The 15,840-nt window shown below is 71.9% G+C and carries 18 protein-coding genes and 2 pseudogenes; 12 read left to right on the top strand and 8 right to left on the bottom strand.

The features are described from left to right. Nucleotide 1: 1 nt before the first annotated feature. Complete coding sequence (locus tag AB0F91_RS09055) at nt 2-1,207, bottom strand: CaiB/BaiF CoA-transferase family protein (RefSeq protein ID WP_360596120.1); 1,206 nt, start codon at nt 1,205-1,207, stop codon at nt 2-4. A gap of 124 nt (nt 1,208-1,331) precedes the next feature. On the opposite strand from AB0F91_RS09055, the gene AB0F91_RS09050 reads away from it, so the two are divergent. The 6 genes from AB0F91_RS09050 (at nt 1,332) to AB0F91_RS09025 (ending at nt 7,268) form a co-directional block, all read left to right on the top strand. After that, nucleotides 1,332-2,123 (top strand): IclR family transcriptional regulator, encoded by a 792-nt coding sequence (locus AB0F91_RS09050; RefSeq protein WP_360596118.1) that lies wholly within the window; start codon nt 1,332-1,334, stop codon nt 2,121-2,123. 656 nt (nt 2,124-2,779) lie between these two features. Next, complete coding sequence (locus AB0F91_RS09045; protein ID WP_360596116.1) at nt 2,780-4,159, top strand: MFS transporter; 1,380 nt, start codon at nt 2,780-2,782, stop codon at nt 4,157-4,159. A gap of 23 nt (nt 4,160-4,182) precedes the next feature. Then, complete coding sequence (locus AB0F91_RS09040; RefSeq protein ID WP_360596115.1) at nt 4,183-4,668, top strand: universal stress protein; 486 nt, start codon at nt 4,183-4,185, stop codon at nt 4,666-4,668. Between the two features lie 79 nt (nt 4,669-4,747). Further along, nucleotides 4,748-5,872, top strand: a complete 1,125-nt coding sequence (locus AB0F91_RS09035) for an acyl-CoA dehydrogenase family protein (protein WP_360596113.1) — start codon at nt 4,748-4,750, stop codon at nt 5,870-5,872. Continuing rightward, a complete protein-coding gene (locus AB0F91_RS09030; RefSeq protein ID WP_360596112.1) occupies nt 5,869-6,822 on the top strand; it encodes an LLM class F420-dependent oxidoreductase in 954 nt (317 codons plus the stop codon). The genes AB0F91_RS09035 and AB0F91_RS09030 overlap by 4 nt, the downstream gene beginning before the upstream one ends. Continuing rightward, the gene (locus AB0F91_RS09025; protein WP_360596110.1) at nt 6,819-7,268 is read left to right on the top strand and encodes a helix-turn-helix domain-containing protein; all 450 of its coding nucleotides are present in this window, start codon (nt 6,819-6,821) and stop codon (nt 7,266-7,268) included. The genes AB0F91_RS09030 and AB0F91_RS09025 overlap by 4 nt, the downstream gene beginning before the upstream one ends. An 11-nt stretch (nt 7,269-7,279) precedes the next feature. On the opposite strand, the gene AB0F91_RS09020 is transcribed toward AB0F91_RS09025, so the two are convergent. Next, complete coding sequence (locus AB0F91_RS09020; protein WP_360596108.1) at nt 7,280-7,429, bottom strand: hypothetical protein; 150 nt, start codon at nt 7,427-7,429, stop codon at nt 7,280-7,282. Nucleotides 7,430-7,600: 171 nt separating this feature from the next. After that, nucleotides 7,601-7,774: a hypothetical protein gene (locus AB0F91_RS09015; RefSeq protein WP_360596106.1), complete on the bottom strand. Its 174-nt coding sequence runs from the start codon at nt 7,772-7,774 to the stop codon at nt 7,601-7,603. A 192-nt stretch (nt 7,775-7,966) separates the two neighbouring features. On the opposite strand from AB0F91_RS09015, the gene AB0F91_RS09010 reads away from it, so the two are divergent. Together AB0F91_RS09010 and AB0F91_RS09005 are read left to right on the top strand one after the other, a co-directional pair. Continuing rightward, nucleotides 7,967-8,440, top strand: coding sequence for a hypothetical protein (locus AB0F91_RS09010; protein ID WP_360596105.1), 474 nt, complete (start codon nt 7,967-7,969; stop codon nt 8,438-8,440). Nucleotides 8,441-8,462: 22 nt separating this feature from the next. Continuing rightward, nucleotides 8,463-8,597, top strand: a pseudogene (locus AB0F91_RS09005) ((4Fe-4S)-binding protein); the annotation flags it as partial. Here AB0F91_RS09005 and AB0F91_RS09000 read toward each other — a convergent pair. The 4 genes from AB0F91_RS09000 to AB0F91_RS08985 form a co-directional block, all read right to left on the bottom strand. After that, entirely contained in the window at nt 8,558-8,767 is a 210-nt protein-coding gene (locus AB0F91_RS09000; protein WP_360596307.1) for a hypothetical protein, read from the bottom strand. The pseudogene AB0F91_RS09005 and the gene AB0F91_RS09000 sit on opposite strands and share 40 nt — an antisense overlap. A gap of 35 nt (nt 8,768-8,802) precedes the next feature. Continuing rightward, nucleotides 8,803-9,609, bottom strand: a complete 807-nt coding sequence (locus AB0F91_RS08995; RefSeq protein WP_360596294.1) for a PaaX family transcriptional regulator C-terminal domain-containing protein — start codon at nt 9,607-9,609, stop codon at nt 8,803-8,805. 201 nt (nt 9,610-9,810) lie between these two features. Beyond that, a complete protein-coding gene (locus AB0F91_RS08990) occupies nt 9,811-10,086 on the bottom strand; it encodes a hypothetical protein (RefSeq protein ID WP_360596103.1) in 276 nt (91 codons plus the stop codon). Between the two features lie 52 nt (nt 10,087-10,138). Continuing rightward, on the bottom strand, nt 10,139-10,288 hold the full coding sequence (locus tag AB0F91_RS08985; RefSeq protein WP_360596102.1) for a hypothetical protein: 150 nt from the start codon (nt 10,286-10,288) through the stop codon (nt 10,139-10,141). 639 nt (nt 10,289-10,927) lie between these two features. On the opposite strand from AB0F91_RS08985, the gene AB0F91_RS08980 reads away from it, so the two are divergent. The 4 genes from AB0F91_RS08980 to glgC all read left to right on the top strand — a co-directional run bounded on the left by AB0F91_RS08980 (nt 10,928) and on the right by glgC (nt 14,861). After that, nucleotides 10,928-11,713, top strand: coding sequence for a putative protein N(5)-glutamine methyltransferase (locus AB0F91_RS08980; protein WP_360596100.1), 786 nt, complete (start codon nt 10,928-10,930; stop codon nt 11,711-11,713). A gap of 61 nt (nt 11,714-11,774) precedes the next feature. Then, the gene (locus AB0F91_RS08975) at nt 11,775-12,419 is read left to right on the top strand and encodes a hypothetical protein (protein ID WP_360596099.1); all 645 of its coding nucleotides are present in this window, start codon (nt 11,775-11,777) and stop codon (nt 12,417-12,419) included. A 70-nt stretch (nt 12,420-12,489) separates the two neighbouring features. After that, nucleotides 12,490-13,647 (top strand): glycogen synthase, encoded by a 1,158-nt coding sequence (gene glgA / locus AB0F91_RS08970; RefSeq protein WP_360596097.1) that lies wholly within the window; start codon nt 12,490-12,492, stop codon nt 13,645-13,647. Then, complete coding sequence (glgC, locus tag AB0F91_RS08965) at nt 13,644-14,861, top strand: glucose-1-phosphate adenylyltransferase (RefSeq protein ID WP_360596095.1); 1,218 nt, start codon at nt 13,644-13,646, stop codon at nt 14,859-14,861. Before glgA ends, glgC begins: the two co-directional genes overlap by 4 nt. Here the strand turns inward: glgC and AB0F91_RS08960 are convergent. Next, nucleotides 14,858-15,775, bottom strand: a pseudogene (locus tag AB0F91_RS08960) (LLM class flavin-dependent oxidoreductase). The gene glgC and the pseudogene AB0F91_RS08960 sit on opposite strands and share 4 nt — an antisense overlap. Between the last annotated feature and the right edge of the window lie 65 nt (nt 15,776-15,840).

The raw sequence follows: 15,840 nt of genomic DNA, 5'->3' as shown, positions 1-15,840 counted from the left end.
GTCAGATCACGCCGTCGGCGCGCAGGCGCGCTCGGGCCTCGTCGTCGAAGCCGAGCTCGGCCAGCACGTCTTCGGTGTGCTCACCGAGCTCCGGCCCGAGCGTCCGCACGCTGCCCGGGTGCTCGCCGAGCGCGGGGACGACGCCGGGGAAGGTGACCTCGACGTCGTTGTCGTCGATGCGCACGGTTCGGCGCTGGTGCATGCCGCGGGCCTCGAAGTGCGGGTCCTTGGTGATGTCCTCGGCGGTGAGGATGGGGCCGCAGGGCACGTCGGCGGCGCGCAGCGTCGTCTCGGCGGCTTCCTGCGAACGGCCCTGCGCCCAGTCGCCGATGACCTGGTCGAGGCGGGCGGCGTTGGCGACGCGGCCGGCGTTGTCGGCGAGCGCCGGGTCGTCGGCCAGGTCGGGGCGGCCGATGGCGTGGGCGAGGCGGCGGAAGATGGCATCGCCGTTACCGCTCACGACGATGTACTTGCCGTCGCCGCAGCGGTAGGTGTTGGACGGCGCGATGCCGGGCAGCGCGGAGCCGGCGGGTTCGCGGACCACGCCGAACGCGTCGAAGTCCGGGACCAGCGATTCCATCAGCGAGTAGACGGCCTCGTACAGTGCGACGTCGACGGTCTCGCCCCCGCCGCCCTCGCGTTCGCGGCGCAGCAGGCCCATCAGCGCGCCGATCACGGCGTAGAGGCCGGCGACGGAGTCGGCCAGGCTCACGCCGACGCGCGTCGGCGGGCGGTCGGGGTAGCCGGTGAGCGCGCGCAGTCCGCCGACGGCCTCGGCGACGCCGCCGAAGCCGGGCCGGTCGCGGTACGGGCCGGTCTGGCCGTAGCCGGACACGCGCACGAGGACGAGGCCGGGATTGAGCCGCTTGAGCTCGTCCGGGCCCAGACCCCAGCGTTCGAGGGTGCCGGGGCGGAAGTTCTCGAGGACGACGTCGGCCGTCGCGATGAGCTTGCGTGCGACGTCCTGACCCTCGGGGGAGCGCAGGTCGAGGGTGACGGACCGCTTGTTGCGGCCCAGCGCGCGGAAGAGCAGGGAGGTGTCGCCCGCGTGCAGGCGCCAGCGCCGCAACTCGTCGCCGCTGCCCGGGCGCTCGACCTTCACGACGTCGGCGCCGAAGTCGGCCAGCAGTCTGCCGGCGGTGGGTGCGGCGATGAAGTTGCCCAGTTCGACCACCCGCACCCCGGTGAGGGGGCCACGATTGCTCATGATCACGCTCCAACCACATAGTGAGTTGCAGACTCAGAATACGGGTGTTCGGGTCGCCGTCAAGACGATCGAGGCTGACTACACTCGGCGAAACAGTCGGGTGGGTCACAGAAGCGGGGCGGCGATGGCGGAAGAGCGGGGCGGCACCGCGCCGGTGCTGGTGCTGCGGAAGTTCAAGCAGATCCTCGAGTCGTTCACGATCGAGGAGCCCGAGCTGACGCTGCAGCAGATCACCCGCACCACCGGCCTGCCGGCGAGCACCTGCCAGCGACTGGTGCACAACCTCGTGCGCGAAGGCTTCCTCGACCGCTACGACGACACCTACCGGGTCGGGCTCGGCCTGGTGCGCTGGGCCGCGCCGGGCACCTTCGGCCTTGACCTGGTGCGGCTCGTGCGACCCGTGCTGCACAAGCTGCGTGACGACTCGGGCGAAACGGCCTGCCTGTACGTGCGCGACGGCGCCTTCCGCACGGTGGTGTCGCTGGCCGAGTCGCGTCACCCCGTGATCCGGCTCTTCGTGGTCGGCATGGTGATGCCGCTGCACGCCGGCTCGGCCGGGAAGGTCTTCCTGGCGTGGGACCGGCTGGCGCTGCGTGATGCCGTCGGCCACGGCCTGGCGCGCTTCACCGAGCACACGATCGTCGACATCGACCTGCTCAACCAGCAGCTCGCCCAGGTCCGCGCCGACGGCTACGCCAGCAGCTTCGAGGAACGCGACCTCGGCGCGGCCTCGCTGAGCGCCCCGGTGTTCGGGCTGACGGGCGAGCTCAGCGCCGTGATCGGCATCGGCGCGCCGACACAGCGCATGACGTCGGCCGACGTGCCGCGCCTGGCGCCCCTGGTGGTCGCCGCGGCGGCCGCGGCGTCGGAACGGCTGGGGTACCGCGCGGGAATGGCGCGCGACGTCATCGGCTGAGAACTCCCGGGGGCCGGCGCGGCTGTTGCGCGGGGGATGGTCGGCGACGTGATCAGCTGACCCGTGCGGCTTCACGTGTCCGAATGAGCGCGGTGGAGGGGCCTTGCCTTGCGCCGGGCTGGTCCAGCCATTGCCGGTTCCGCGCGGGAATGGTCCGCAGCTTCCTCGGCTGACCTGCGCGGCATCGCTCGACAATGGATGGGTCTGGCCTGGTCGCGCACAGTGCGCCCCTGCTTCGAGCCGATCTTCGCTTGGTTCCGGCCGCGAACTGGTTCCGCGTTGCCGGCGCCCGTCGCCGGCGGCTCGCCTCCACCGCGCCCGCGAGGCCGCGGGCGTCCCCCGAAGCAGCCTGCGCCGGCCGCGGCTCGCGCGGCCAGGAACGGTCGCGGTGTCCGGTATGGGTTGTTCACCGGATTCGTTGCGAAGTGAAGATTTCTTGTCATGTGATCCGCCTGCGCGGCTCGCCACTCTTCGTGCTGGTGAGCGGCCTGTCGGGGGCGGGTCCGTCCCGATTGGTGGACCCCTCAAGCTGATGCACAACGCTCCGCGACTCTTGACGCCCGCACGCATCCCGCCACATCATGGGGGAACGAATCACATAGTGGATCCTGCTGTCGCTTGATCCGCGCGGCCATGACTGTCAAAGGAGACGACGGATGGCGAACCCCCTCGACACGGCGGAGCCGGGGACGGCCGCGGTCGCGGCACGGCTCGATCGGTTGCCGGTCACCCGCACCCACCGGCGCGCGACCGTCGCCGTCGGGCTCGGTCTGTTCTTCGAGTTCTACGAGGTGTTCCTGACCGGGACGATCAGCGCGGTGCTGGTCAGCGAGTTCAAGCTCAGCAAGGCGGCGCTCCCGCCGCTGCTGGCCTCGACGTTCCTCGGCATGTTCTTCGGCGCGTTGCTGCTCGGCCGCCTGGCCGACCGGTTCGGCCGGCGCGGGGCGTTCCTGCTCAACCTGGCGCTGTACTCGTTCTTCTCGCTGCTCGGCGCGTTCAGCGGCAACGCCGTCATGCTGCTGATCACCCGGTTCTTCGCCGGCGTGGGCCTCGGCGCCGAACCGCCGCTGGCCGATACCTACCTCACCGACCTGCTGCCCGCCCGCAAGCGCGGCAAGCTGATCGCGTGGGCGTACACGCTCGCGTTCTGCGGCGTGCCCGTCGTCGGGTTCCTCGCGAAGGGGCTCACGAACGGGTCGTTCCTGGGTATCGCGGGCTGGCGCTGGCTGTTCGTGATCGGCGCAGCCGGCGCCGGGGTGGTGTGCCTGCTGCGCCGCGGCTTGCCGGAGTCGCCGCGCTGGCTGCACTCGGTGGGGCGCGCGCAGGAAGCGGAGACCGTGATCCGGGGGCTCGAGGCCGAGGCGGGCCAGACCCCGGCCGCGGAGCCCGTGCCCGCGCCGGTGGAGAAGCCCGCGCGCAAGGCCGCGCCGGTGCGTGACCTGTTCGGGCCGACGTACCGCCGTCGCACGATCATGATGACGCTCTTCCACGTGTTGCAGACCATCGGCTACTACGGCTTCGGCACGATGGTCCCGCTCGTGCTCGCCGCAAAGGGCTACCCGGTTTCGCAGTCGCTGCTGTTCACCGCGCTCACGTTCCTCGGCTACCCCGTGGGCTCGGCGTTGTCGCTGCCGCTCGTGGAACGCTGGGAGCGCAAGCACTTGGTCATCGGCTCGGTGCTCGCGATGGCGGTGTTCGGCCTCGCGTTCGGGCTCGCGAACTCCATCGCGCTCGCCATTGTGTTCGGGTTCGTCTACACGGCGATCAGCAACGTGTTCTCCAACGCGTACCACATCTACCAGGCCGAGATCTTCCCGACGGGGCTGCGCTCCACGGCGTCCAGTGGCACGTACTCGATCTCGCGGCTGGCGAGCGGGCTGATGCCGTTCGTGCTGGTCCCGCTGCTCGACAGCTCGGGCGCGACCACGCTGTTCGTGGTGATCGGCGCGGCGCTCGTGCTGGTGGCGCTGGACATCGCGATCCTCGGCCCGCGCACCACGGGCCGCTCGGTGGAGAACGTGGCCGGGCAAGGCTGACCGCTCCGGACATAATGGGCCCCGTGGAAGATCTGGTTGAGGAGTACGGCCCGCGGTGGGAATCCGGGCCGTACGAACGGGGAACCGACGGACCGCGCGTGATCCTGGTCGGCACGGACACGTCGCCGACGGGGTTGCGCGCGGCTTCGTATGCGGCGGGTCTGGCCAGGCGCCAGCGGGCGCGCCTGGTGGTCGTGTACGTCGCGGCGCCGTCGATGTGGGCCGGGCTGGCCGCGGCCACCGCGGTCGATGTCGAGCAGCAGACGTTCACCGAGGAAATCGCGCAGCTGCGGTCCGGGCTGCGCGGACGCGCAGACGAGCTCGGGGTGCCCGTGACGTTCGTGGTGCGCCGCGGCGAGGCCTATCCGGAGCTGAAGGAAGCCGCGCTCGAGGTGAGTGCCGACATGGTCGTGGTCGGGGCGTCGGAGCAGGGCGGGCACCGGCTCGTCGGCTCGGTGGGCAACCGTCTGGTGCGCGCGGGGATCTGGCCCGTGGTCGTGGTGCCCTGACCGGCGGTCGTTGACAGGTGCACGGGAGTCGGTAAGGATTCTGAACCGGTAAGTTTCCTGAACCGGCCGGAGGACGACAGTGGGCACTCGCGACGACCTGCTCGACAAGGCGCAACCGGTGGCCGCGGCGGCCGCGGAGCACGCCGGTGAGACCGAACGGCGTCGCGCGCTGGCGCCCGAGGTGGTCTCCGCGGCCAAGGCTTCGAGGCTGTTCCGCGCCGGGCTGCCGGCCGCGCTCGGCGGCGCGGAACCTTCGGCGGCGGCGATCCTGCGCGCTGCCGAGCGCGTGGCCGAGGCCGACGCGTCGGCGGGCTGGTGCGTGTCGATCGCGGCCACGAGCAGCCTGCTGGGCGCGTACCTGCCGGAGAAGGGCGGCCAGGAGGTTTTCGGTGACCCCGACGCCGTGGCCGCCGGCGTGTGGGCGCCGCGGGGCAAGGCCGTGGCCGTGGACGGCGGGGTCACGGTGTCGGGGCGCTGGTCGTTCTGCAGCGGCGTGACGCATGCGGACTGGATCTTCCTGGGCGTCGTGCTCGACGGGAAGCTCGTGGTTGCCGCGATCCCCACGGCTGAGTTGCACATCCACGACACCTGGCACACGTCGGGCCTGCGCGGCACCGGCAGCCACGACACGAGCGCCGACGCGGTGTTCGTGCCGGACCACCGGATCCTGTCCGTTGTGGACGGTCCGCCCGCCGGCGCCGGTCAGCTGCACCGGTTTCCGCTGTTCGGGTTCTTCGCCGCGTCGATCTCGGCCGCCGCCCTGGGCAACGCGCGGGGCGCGATCACGGAATTCACCGAGCTGGCCACGGCGAAGCACCCCAGTGGTTCCCGCCGCACACTGGCCGAACGCTCGGCCACGCAAAGCGCCGTCGCCGAAGCCGAAGCGGCCCTGCGCGCGGCGCGCGAGTTCTACTACCGCGCGATCGACGACGCCTGGCAGGCCGCCGCTTCGGGCACGCTCGTGCCGGAAGACCTCCGCCTGGCCCTGCGGCTCGCGTGCACCCACGCGGTGCGCGTCTCAGCAGACGTCACCCGCTCCCTCTACGACCTCGGCGGCGGCTCGGCCATCTACGAGGCTTCCCCGCTGCAGCGCCGGTTCCGCGACGGGCACACGGCCACCGCACACTTCCAGGTCAACCCCGCCACCTACGAGCTGACCGGCCGCGTCCTGCTCGGCCTCTCGACCGACACGGCGCAGCTGTGAGCGCGCTCGGGGTCGTCGCGCCGTTCTGGCTCGACCGGCCCGCAGGGGAGGCCGTGGACATCGCGGTGGAGGCCGACCGGTGCGGCTTCGACGAGGTGTGGGTGGGGGAGATGGCTACGTTCGACGCGTTCGCGCTCGCCACGGCCGTGAGCCTGCGCACCGAGCGGATCGGCGTGAAGATCGGGCCGGTGCCGCTCGGGGTGCGCTCGCCCGTGGCGCTCGGGCTGGGCGTCGCGTCGGTCGCGGAGCTGGCGCGCCGGCCGGCGGGGCTCGCGCTGGGCGGCTCCAGCCCGGCGATCGTGAGCGGCTGGCACGACCGACCGTGGGACCACGCCGCCGGGCGGATGCGGGAGACCGTGGCCGCGGTGCGGACCGTCCTCGACGGACAGAAGCTGTCGGTGGCCGGGAAATACCTGCGCAGCAACGGTTTCCGGCTTCGGGAGCCGGTGCCGGTACCGATCACGGTGGCCGCGTTCGGGCCGGCGATGACCCGCGTGGCGGCGGAAGTCGCGGACGAGGTCGTGCTCAACCTGGTGCCGCCGGCCCACGTCGCGCGGACGCGCGAGGAGATCGACGGCCACGCGCGAGCCGCGGGCCGCACACCGCCGCGGCTGGCGGTGTGGGTGCCCGTGGCGCTCAACCCGGGGGAGCCGACGCTGCGGCAGCTCGCCGCACAGGCGAGCGTGTACCTGCGTCCGCCGGGCTACGGCGAGATGTTCACCGCGCTCGGCTACGGCGAGCTCGTCGCCGCGGCGCGAGCCGGTGCTTCGCGTGCCTCGCTGACCGTGCCGCCCTCGCTGGTGGCCGACGTCGGCGCCATCGGTACCGCGACGGAGGTCCGCGCCCGCCTCGCGGCCTACCACGACGCCGGCGCCGACCACGTCGGCCTGGTCCCGGCCACGGCGGAAGACCCGGCCGGCCGCACCCTGCTGCGCGAGCTGGCCCCGTGACGGCCGGGTCGCCGCGCTTCACGGCCGAGTCCGTCGGCCGGGCCCTCGACGTGCTCGGCGAACGCTGGACGCTGCTCATCCTGCGCGAAGCATTCTTCGGCGTCCGCCGCTACGCCCACTTCGCCCGCAACCTCGGCATCCCCCGCCCGACGCTGTCGGCGCGGCTCAAGCAGCTCGTGGAGCAGGGCGTGCTCGACCGCGTGGTCTACGCCACCGACCCGGACCGCCACGAATACCGCCTCACCACGACCGGCAAGGAGATCTTCCCGGCGCTGGTGATCCTCATGCGCTGGGGCGACGAGCACCTCCCCGTGCCCGACGGCCCCCCGCTGGTGCTGCGCCACTCCTGCGGCGAACCCGTCGCCCCCCTGCTGACCTGCACCCACTGCGGCGACGAGATCACCACGGCGAACGTGACCCCCGAACCGGGCCCGGGGTACCGCTGACCCGGGCCCGGTTACGGGCTGGCTACGTAGGCCGGGATCCCGCCGTCGGCCACCTTCAGGTCGTAGCGCCCGGCGGGCACGGACCCGAACGTGACGTGCCCGTCGGCGTCGGTGGCTCCCGTCGGCACTGTTCGGTGCGCGAGGATGTCCACCAGGCTCACGGCGGTGTCCGCGGAGGGCTTCGCCGGTAATGCCAGACTGGGGCTGGGATCCGGTGTTGGTCAGTGTGACGGTCACGTGGACGTGGTCGCCCGGCGCGTAGCTGTCGCGATGGCACGCTGCGCGTACAAGACCGCGTGGATGAACGGAGAAAGCCACCGAAGCCGTCGCCCTCAGCTGGTCCGACAGCGGCGGTACCGCGCGCACTCGATGTTCTGGTCGCCGGTGACATCGAAGCCTTCGTAGGCGTCGGCGAGCAACCAACCGTTAGGGAGTGTCGTGCGGTACAGCTGGTAGTAGCGCGCAGGAGGGTCGGCAAAGGTGAAGCCGCCGTCGGTGCCGGTCACGGCGTCGAGGGTCCGGTCACCGTAGATCGGATCGGCGCGCGCCGGCCAGCTCTTCGCCGAGGTCGGAGGTCTTGTTGTCGTTGCGTGAACGCGGTCTCCGTCGGGCCGTCCTGGCAGTTGTAGACCCTCGGGGTGGGGGTTCGAGTGCGGGTACGTCCACCTTCCCTGGCGGAACTCACCGAGGAGCACGGAATGTCCACTTCGGACGCTCCGCCGGTCGTCGGCGCCGACGTGCTCGTGGTCGGCGCCGGACCTACCGGCCTGCACGCCTGCTTCGCGTGTGGGAGCTCGGCGTGGAGCTGGTCGCGAGTCCTCGGCGCCGCGGAGGTCGCCGGCGTGGAGCTGACGAGCGGTGACGGCGCGCGGGCGCTGCAGTGCGGGCGGATCATCGCCGCGCTGGGTTCACCGCCAACCTCGGGCCGCCGCAGTGGGAGCATCGACGTCGAGAACCGCCGCCACATCCCGGTCGAAGCGACCAGAGCCACCTCGTCCCCCGGCATCTTCGCCGCGGGCGACATCAACGTCTATCCCGGCCAGGTGCGGCTCATCGCCGTGGGCTTCGGCGAAGCCGGGACGGCCGTGAACAACGCCGTGCACCACCTCGACCCCGCCGCGCTGGTGCCCCCCGGCACTCCACCCGACGAGCCCGCCCGCGCTCGCGGCTGAAAAACCGTTGGCAGAGAACAACATGCCGTACGTGATCGCCGAGCCGTGCATCGGCCTCACCGACCGCTCCTGCATGGAGGAGTGCCCGTCGACTGCATCTGCGGAGGCGAGCAAGCGTTACCTCAACCCGTTCGAGTGCATCAACTGCGGCAACTGCGAACCCGCCTGCCCGGTCGAGGCGATCTCGCCCGGGCCGGCATTTGCCCGACGAGTTCCCGCCTTCGGCGCGGATAACCGCCGCTTCTTCACCGAGGCCTTGCCCGGCCGCGACGCGCCCATCGGCCAGGCCGGCGGCGTGATGTCGTTCGGCCCGGCCGGCACGAACACGGCGCTGGTCGCGGAGTGCGGCCCGCGCGGCCGAGCTAGCCGCCGCTCTCGACGAAGGAGTCCCAGTGCTGCTGGGCTTCGTCGCGCCACTCGGCGTGGCGGGTGTGGAACAGCTCGGCCGCCTGCGTGCCGCTCCAGCGGTCGGGCAAGAGGTTGCGTGGCAAGTCCGGGTCGAGGAACGGGAAGCGGCGCCACTCGTGCACCAGGCGCGTCTGAGCGAGCAGCACGGCCTCGCCAGATCGGGGCGCGAGGCCGGTGAACTCGTCGATGAAGCGCTCGTAGTGGTGTTCGAGTTCGCGCAGGTCCCAGGCGCGCGCGACCATCTGCTGCTCGTCGCCGATCTCGGCGTAGCTCGCGACGAACGACATGGCCTGCCCGCCGTCGGTGAGCTCCGCGACGAGCCGGGCGGCCTCGGGTTCGGCGCCGACGTTGGGGCTGATCCACACGCCTGGCGCGGGCGAGCCGAAGCCCGCCCAGCTGAGCCGGGTGCGCATGCGGTGGCGCAGGTCGCGCTGGGATTCGGGCACCGACACGAGCAGCACCAGCCACGTGCGGTCCCACTCGCCGGTCTGCCGGCCGAACCCGTAGATGCGCTCGGCGCCTTCGCTCAGCAGACGGCGCCCCGGCGGCGTCAGCAACCAGCGCACGCGCCGGCCCGCGCGTTCGGACTTCAGCCAGCCCTCGCCGGAAGCGCGGGCGAGCGCCTGGCGGGCCGACTTCTCCTCGACCTTGAACAACGCGAGAGCGTCGACCAGCGACGACGTCCAGACCGGCTCCTGGCGAGGCAGCACGTACTCGCCGAGCACTGTCATGAGCAGCGACCGGGCGCTGGTGTGCGCCAGTTCGCGCCGCCGCGTGACGGTGGGCCGGGGGGCCGCCACCTGCGGATCACCGCCTTCCGGGAGAAAAACTGGTACAAGCGTCTGCTCAGATTACCCGGTTGGGGGTGCCTGAGCGCGTTCCCCAGGGGAGAACGGTTGCTCTCCTCGCAAGGCCTCCAGCCTGAACTTCCCCGGACGTTTTCGTGCCCGCCCCCGGACGTTTCAGAGCACTGAGATTTCCACTTCCGCCGGCCGCCTGACCTCGGTGACGATGTCGGCCTCGGTGATCACGCCGCCCGCGATCGTGAACGCCATCGCGACCCGCAGCCGGCCAGCGGCGCCGCGACGATTCCCGGCCGGCCGCCGAAGAGCGAGCCGCGAGACGGCGGCACGGTCGGCGAACCGGCCGGCGCCGGCCGCGATGTGCTCGGCCCCGCGCACGAGCTTCGCGACGTCGCCCTCGGCACGCAGCGCGGCGTCGGGATCGAGCAGCGCCACGAGGACCGCGCAGTCGCCGCCGCGCGAGGCCGCGAGGAACGCGTGGCCGGCCTCACGCTTGCGCCAGGTCCGCCTGCGCGCCGGCCGGGGTGCCGCAGACGCGCCGGCGGGCCCGGCTCGCGACCCGGCGCGCGGCCGCCGGGGCGCGGCCGACGACCGGGACGACCTCGTCGCACGACAGGCCGAAGAGGTCGTGCCGCACAATGCCAGGCGCTGGCCGGCGAGAGCGTGTCGAGGACCCCGAGCAGCGCCAGGCCGACCGAGTCGGCCATCACGGCCGCGGTTTCGGAGTCGGTGGCGGCGCCGCCGTCCGGAGCTGATCGCCGGCGGGTTCCTCGCGGTGAGATTGGCGGAAGCGCACGACGTCGCGGTAGACGCGGCTGACGACCGTGGTGAGCCGGCCGCCGAGGTTGGTCACGGCGGCGGAGCCGGCCCGGCTGCGCCGTTCCCGGACGTCAGACCAGTGACGCTCCACAACGGAAGGAGAAGGCCGACCCTGCACGAGCCGGCCGAGCGGTGCGAAACCCACCGCACCCACTTGGGATGTGACCGCGTGAGTTTCGGGTGCGCCTCAGGAGGTGGGAAGTGCCGAGGGGACGGCACCCCGAAGATCGAGTGTCACTACGGTTCGGGGGCAGTTGTCAAGGCTGGAAAGAGTACCTTGACAACTGCCCCCGAACCGGGTGCGGGCTTCGGATCGGGGAGGGGCTGGGCGGGTCCCCGGTGTGGTGTGTTCGTGGCGGTTGGTGGCGGTCGCAGGCGGTCGGGTGGGTGGTCGGCGCGGCGTCGTTGCCGAGGGTTGCGCAGTTTCTCTCTGCGGTGGAAAGGTTTCTGGTTGTTCGTGTCCTGGGATGTCGAGGCGGTGGTCGCGCGGTTGAGGGCGGCGGGCTGTGTGTTCGCCGAGGAGGAGGCGCGCGTGCTCGGCGAGGCGGCGGCGGGGGACGCCGCGGCGCTGGAGACGTTGGTGCGGCGGCGCGTCGAGGGGGAGCCGCTGGAGTACGTGGTCGGCTGGGCGGAGTTCGCCGGGCGGCGGTTCGAGGTGGCCGAGGGTGTGTTCGTGCCGCGGCACCGCACGGAGCTGCTCGTGCGGCTGGCGGCGGGGTTCGCGCGGCCGGGCGCGGTGGTGCTCGACCTGTGCTGCGGGTCCGGCGCGCTCGGGGCGACGGTGGCGGCAGAGGTGCCCGGTGTGGAACTGCACGCGGCGGATGTCGATCCGGTGGCGGTGCGGTGTGCGCGGTCGAACATCGACGGTGAGGTTTACGAAGGCGACTTGTTCGAACCCGTGCCCGAGCGGTTGCGCGGCCGCGTCGAGGTGCTGATTTCGAACGTGCCGTACGTGCCGAGCGGCGAGGTCGAACTGCTCCCGCCGGAGGCGCGCGAGCACGAGCCGCTCGTGGCTCTGGACGGGGGAACCGACGGGCTCGACGTGTTGCGGCGCGTGGTCGCCCAGGCGCCGCAGTGGCTGGCGCCCGGTGGCCGCGTGCTGTTCGAGACGAGCGAGCGGCAGGCGCAGTCGGCGGTCGCGGCGTTGGCGCAGGTCGGGCTGCGCGCGTGGGTCGAGGAATCGGAAGACCTCGGGGCGACGGTGGTCGTCGGGGAGCGGAAGCCGTTGCGGCACAAGGAGTAATCGTGGTTCGCCGAGCGACGGCCCGGGTAGTTGGCCGGGGCCGCGAAAGTGAGGGTCCCCGATGAAGGTCTACGCCGACCGCCCGGTCCGCCGCACCGCACAGGTGCTCAGCGACGTGTTCGCGTTCGGGCTGCTCGCGTTCGCCGCGTGGCTGGCCGTGCGCGTGTACGACGAGGTCATGCGCCTGCGCGCGCCGGGCGACGGGCTCGTCGACGCGGGTTCCGGGCTGCGCGCCACGTTCGACGCGGCCGCCGATCAGGCCGGCCAGGTGCCGTTGATCGGCCACCCGCTCGCCGACGCGCTCCACTCGGGATCGACAGCCGGCACGGAACTCGCCGACGCGGGCCGTTGGCAGATCACCGCCGTCGGGGACCTCGCGTGGTGGCTCGCGGTGCTGGTCGTCTCCGTGCCACTGGTGTTCCTGCTGGTCTCGTGGCTGCCGCTGCGGTGGCGGTTCGCGCGCGGCGCGACGGCGGCGGCCCGCCTGCGCCGCCAGGGCGCTGAAGGACTCGACCTGCTGGCCCTGCGCGCGCTCGTCACGCGGCCCCTGCCGCGCACGGTCCGCGCCGGCGACCTCACCACGGGCTGGCGTGAGCGCGATCCCGACGTCGTCGCCGGCCTCGCCGCCCGCGAACTCGCCCACTATGGGCTGCGCCTGCCCGCGGTCGAACGCGTGGGCCCGGTCACCGGGACGAGAGCCGGGTGAGTCGATCACGACACGGATTAGTCGCTTCCCCGCACTGCACTTCCCAGCCCGCGCCGTTTAGGGTCGGGGCATGAAGGTCGGCCTGCTCACCCGGGAGTACCCGCCGGACGTCTATGGCGGAGCGGGGGTGCACGTCGAGTTCCTCGCCCGCGAACTGCGGTCGCTGGTCGACCTGGACGTGCACTGCTGGGGGCCGGACCGCGACGACGGCGCCCACGGCCACCGCGATCTCCACGGCTACTCCCAGACCGCGTTCGCGACCATGGACATCGCCGTGTCGATGGCCGACGCGCTGGCGGGGCACGACCTCGCCCACAGCCACACCTGGTACGCGAACCTTGGCGGCCACCTCGCGAAGCTGACCCACGGCATCCCGCACGTGATCACCGCGCACTCGCTCGAACCGCTGCGCCCCTGGAAGGCCGAGCAGCTCGGCGGCGGCTACCGCGTGTCCTCGTGGATCGAGAAGGACGCGTACGAGGCGGCCGACGCGATCATCGCCGTGAGCGCGGGCATGCGCGAAGACGTGCTCACCGCGTACCCGGCCGTCGACCCCGCGCGGGTGCATGTGGTGCACAACGGGATCGACACCACGCTCTACCGCCCCGACCCCGGCCGCGACGTACTGGCGAAGCACGGCATCGACCCGGACCGGCCGTACGCGCTGTTCGTCGGGCGCATCACGCGGCAGAAGGGCGTGCCGCACCTCGTGCGCGCCGGTTCCGAGCTCGCCGAGGACGTGCAGCTCGTGCTGTGCGCCGGCGGCGCCGACACCCCAGAGCTCGATGCCGAGTTCCGCGGCCTGGTCGCCCAGCTGCAGGAGAAGCGCACCGGCGTGCACTGGATTCCCGAAATGCTGCCCCGCCCCGAGGTCGTGCAGCTGCTGACGCACGCGACCGTCTTCGTCTGCCCGTCGGTGTACGAGCCGCTGGGCATCGTGAACCTCGAGGCGATGGCGTGCGGCACCGCGGTGGTGGCCAGCGACGTCGGAGGGATCCCCGAGGTCGTCGACGACGGCGCGACGGGACTGCTCGTGCACTACGACGAGAACGACACGGCGGCGTTCGAGTCGGGGCTCGCGCGGCGGATCAACGAGCTGGTCGCGGATCCCGACCGGGCCGCCGCGCTGGGTCTGGCCGGGCGCGACCGCGCCGTGGGAGAGTTCGGCTGGGCGGCGATCGCCGCGAGGACGGTCGCGATCTACGAGGCGTGCGGGAGGGTTTCGTGATCGACGGATCGGATGTCCTGGGGATCGTGCTGGCCGGTGGCGAGGGCAAGCGGCTCATGCCGCTCACGGCCGACCGGGCCAAACCCGCGGTGCCCTTCGGCGGGGTGCACCGCCTGATCGACTTCGTGCTGTCGAACCTCGTCCACGGCGGGATCCGGCGGATCTGCGTGCTCACGCAGTACAAGTCGCACTCGCTCGACCGCCACATCTCCACCACGTGGCGGCTCTCGTCGCTGACCGGCGAGTACGTGACGCCGGTGCCCGCGCAACAGCGGCTGGGCCCGCGGTGGTTCCAGGGCAGCGCCGACGCGATCCACCAGAGTCTCAACCTGGTCTACGACGAGTCGCCCGCCTACATCGCGGTGTTCGGCGCCGACAACATCTACCGCATGGACCCGCGCCAGATGATCGACGAGCACATCGCGTCGGGCGCCGGCGTGACTGTGGCGGGGATCCGCGTACCGCGTGCGGAGGCGAGCGCGTTCGGCGTGATCCAGACCGGCGACGGCACGAAGATCGACGCGTTCCTCGAGAAACCCGAGGACCCGCCGGGTCTCCCGGACTCGCCCGACGAGGCGTACGTGTCGATGGGCAACTACGTGTTCACCACGCAGGTGATGCTCGACGCGCTGCACGCCGACTCGAAGAACGTCGGGTCCAAACACGACATGGGCCGCGACATCATCCCGGCGCTCGTGGACAAGGGCCAGGCGGCGGTCTACGACTTCAGCGGCAACGTCGTGCCCGGCGAGAGCGAACGCGACCACGGCTACTGGCGCGATGTCGGGACCATCGACAGCTACTACGACGCCCACACCGACCTGATCTCGACGTACCCGATCTTCAACCTCTACAACCGCAAGTGGCCGATCCTCGCCCACCCCGCCCAGCGCGCCGCGGCGAAATTCGTGGAGGGCGGCAGCGCCGGGCAGTCGATCATCAGCAACGGCTGCATCATCTCCGGCGCCCAGGTCGTGGACTCCGTGCTCTCCCCGGACGTCGTCGTCGAAAACGGCGCGGTCGTGCAGGGCTCGGTGATCCTCGACGGCGCCCGCGTGGGCCGCGGTGCCGTGGTGCGCCGGGCGATCCTCGACAAGAACGTGGTCGTCCCGCCGGGCGCCCACATCGGCGTCGACCTGGCCCGCGACCGCGAGCACTACCACGTGAGCTCGGGCGGGATCGTGGTGCTGGGCAAGGGAGAATCGGCGATCTAGTCCTGGCGGGCCGCTGCCACCAGGGACTGGTGCGTGGGGGGCGGCCGGGACGTTCGCCGGGCGGTTCTCGGCGAACCGCGCGCAGCACCGGAACCACTTGCTCGCCGAGGGTGTCGATCTGTTCCAGCACCGCCTTGTGGGGCAGGCCCATGCCGTCGACGACGAAGAGCCGGCGCTGGTAGTCGCCGGCGTAGTCGCGGAACGCGAGGGTGCGCTCGACGACCTGCTGCGGGCTGCCAACCGAGAGCGAGGTCTGGTCCATCGAGTCCTCGAGCGACGGGCCGCCGCCGTAGATGGGCGAGTGGTCGAAGTACGGGCGGACCTCGCGGATCGCGTCCTGGGTGTTCGGGCGCAGGAACGTCTGCCGGCCGAGGCCGACGATGGCCTGCCCAGCCGTGCCGTGGCCGTAGTGCTCGAAGCGGGTGCGGTAGAGCTCGATCATCCGCCGCGTGTGGTCGGCGGGCCAGAAGATGTTGTTGTGGAAGAACCCGTCGCCGTAGTAGGCGGCCTGTTCGGCGATCTGCGGGCTGCGGATGGAGCCGTGCCAGACGAACGGGGGCACGCCGTCGAGCGGGCGCGGGGTGGCGGTGAAGCCCCTCGGGGTGTGGAACTTGCCTTCCCAGTCCACGAGCTCCTCACGCCAGAGGCGCAACAGGGCGTAGTTCTCCACCGCGAGCGCGATCCCGTCGCGGATGTCCTTGCCGAACCACGGGTAGACGGGCCCGGCGTTGCCGCGGCCCATCATGAGGTCGACGCGGTCGTCGGCGAGGTGCTGGAGCGTCGCGCAGTCCTCGGCGAGCTTCACCGGGTACGGCGGTCTCGACCATCCACTTGAGTCGCTTGTGCTCGCTCGGAGTCCGCCCCGACACGGGGTCGCGCGCCACGTCGCCCACCGTGAAGATCCCGAACCGCATGAAAAAGCCTCCCGCTCCCGAAGTTGATGCATCAACTTCGGGAGCGGGAGGCGGGTATTCCGGAC

The sequence above is a fragment of the Amycolatopsis sp. NPDC023774 genome, assembly GCF_040639695.1.
Lineage (GTDB): Bacteria > Actinomycetota > Actinomycetes > Mycobacteriales > Pseudonocardiaceae > Amycolatopsis.
Note: the sequence above shows the minus strand (reverse complement) of the source record. Positions and strands in the feature narration are given on the sequence as shown.

What these genes read in the sequence shown, in the direction of transcription:
- AB0F91_RS09055 (WP_360596120.1), bottom strand. Translation starts at nt 1,207, where the DNA reads ATGAGCAATCGTGGCCCCCTCACCGGGGTGCGGGTGGTCGAACTGGGC.
- AB0F91_RS09050 (WP_360596118.1), top strand. Translation starts at nt 1,332, where the DNA reads ATGGCGGAAGAGCGGGGCGGCACCGCGCCGGTGCTGGTGCTGCGGAAG.
- AB0F91_RS09045 (WP_360596116.1), top strand. Translation starts at nt 2,780, where the DNA reads ATGGCGAACCCCCTCGACACGGCGGAGCCGGGGACGGCCGCGGTCGCG.
- AB0F91_RS09010 (WP_360596105.1), top strand. Translation starts at nt 7,967, where the DNA reads ATGTCCACTTCGGACGCTCCGCCGGTCGTCGGCGCCGACGTGCTCGTG.
- AB0F91_RS08975 (WP_360596099.1), top strand. Translation starts at nt 11,775, where the DNA reads ATGAAGGTCTACGCCGACCGCCCGGTCCGCCGCACCGCACAGGTGCTC.
- glgA (WP_360596097.1), top strand. Translation starts at nt 12,490, where the DNA reads ATGAAGGTCGGCCTGCTCACCCGGGAGTACCCGCCGGACGTCTATGGC.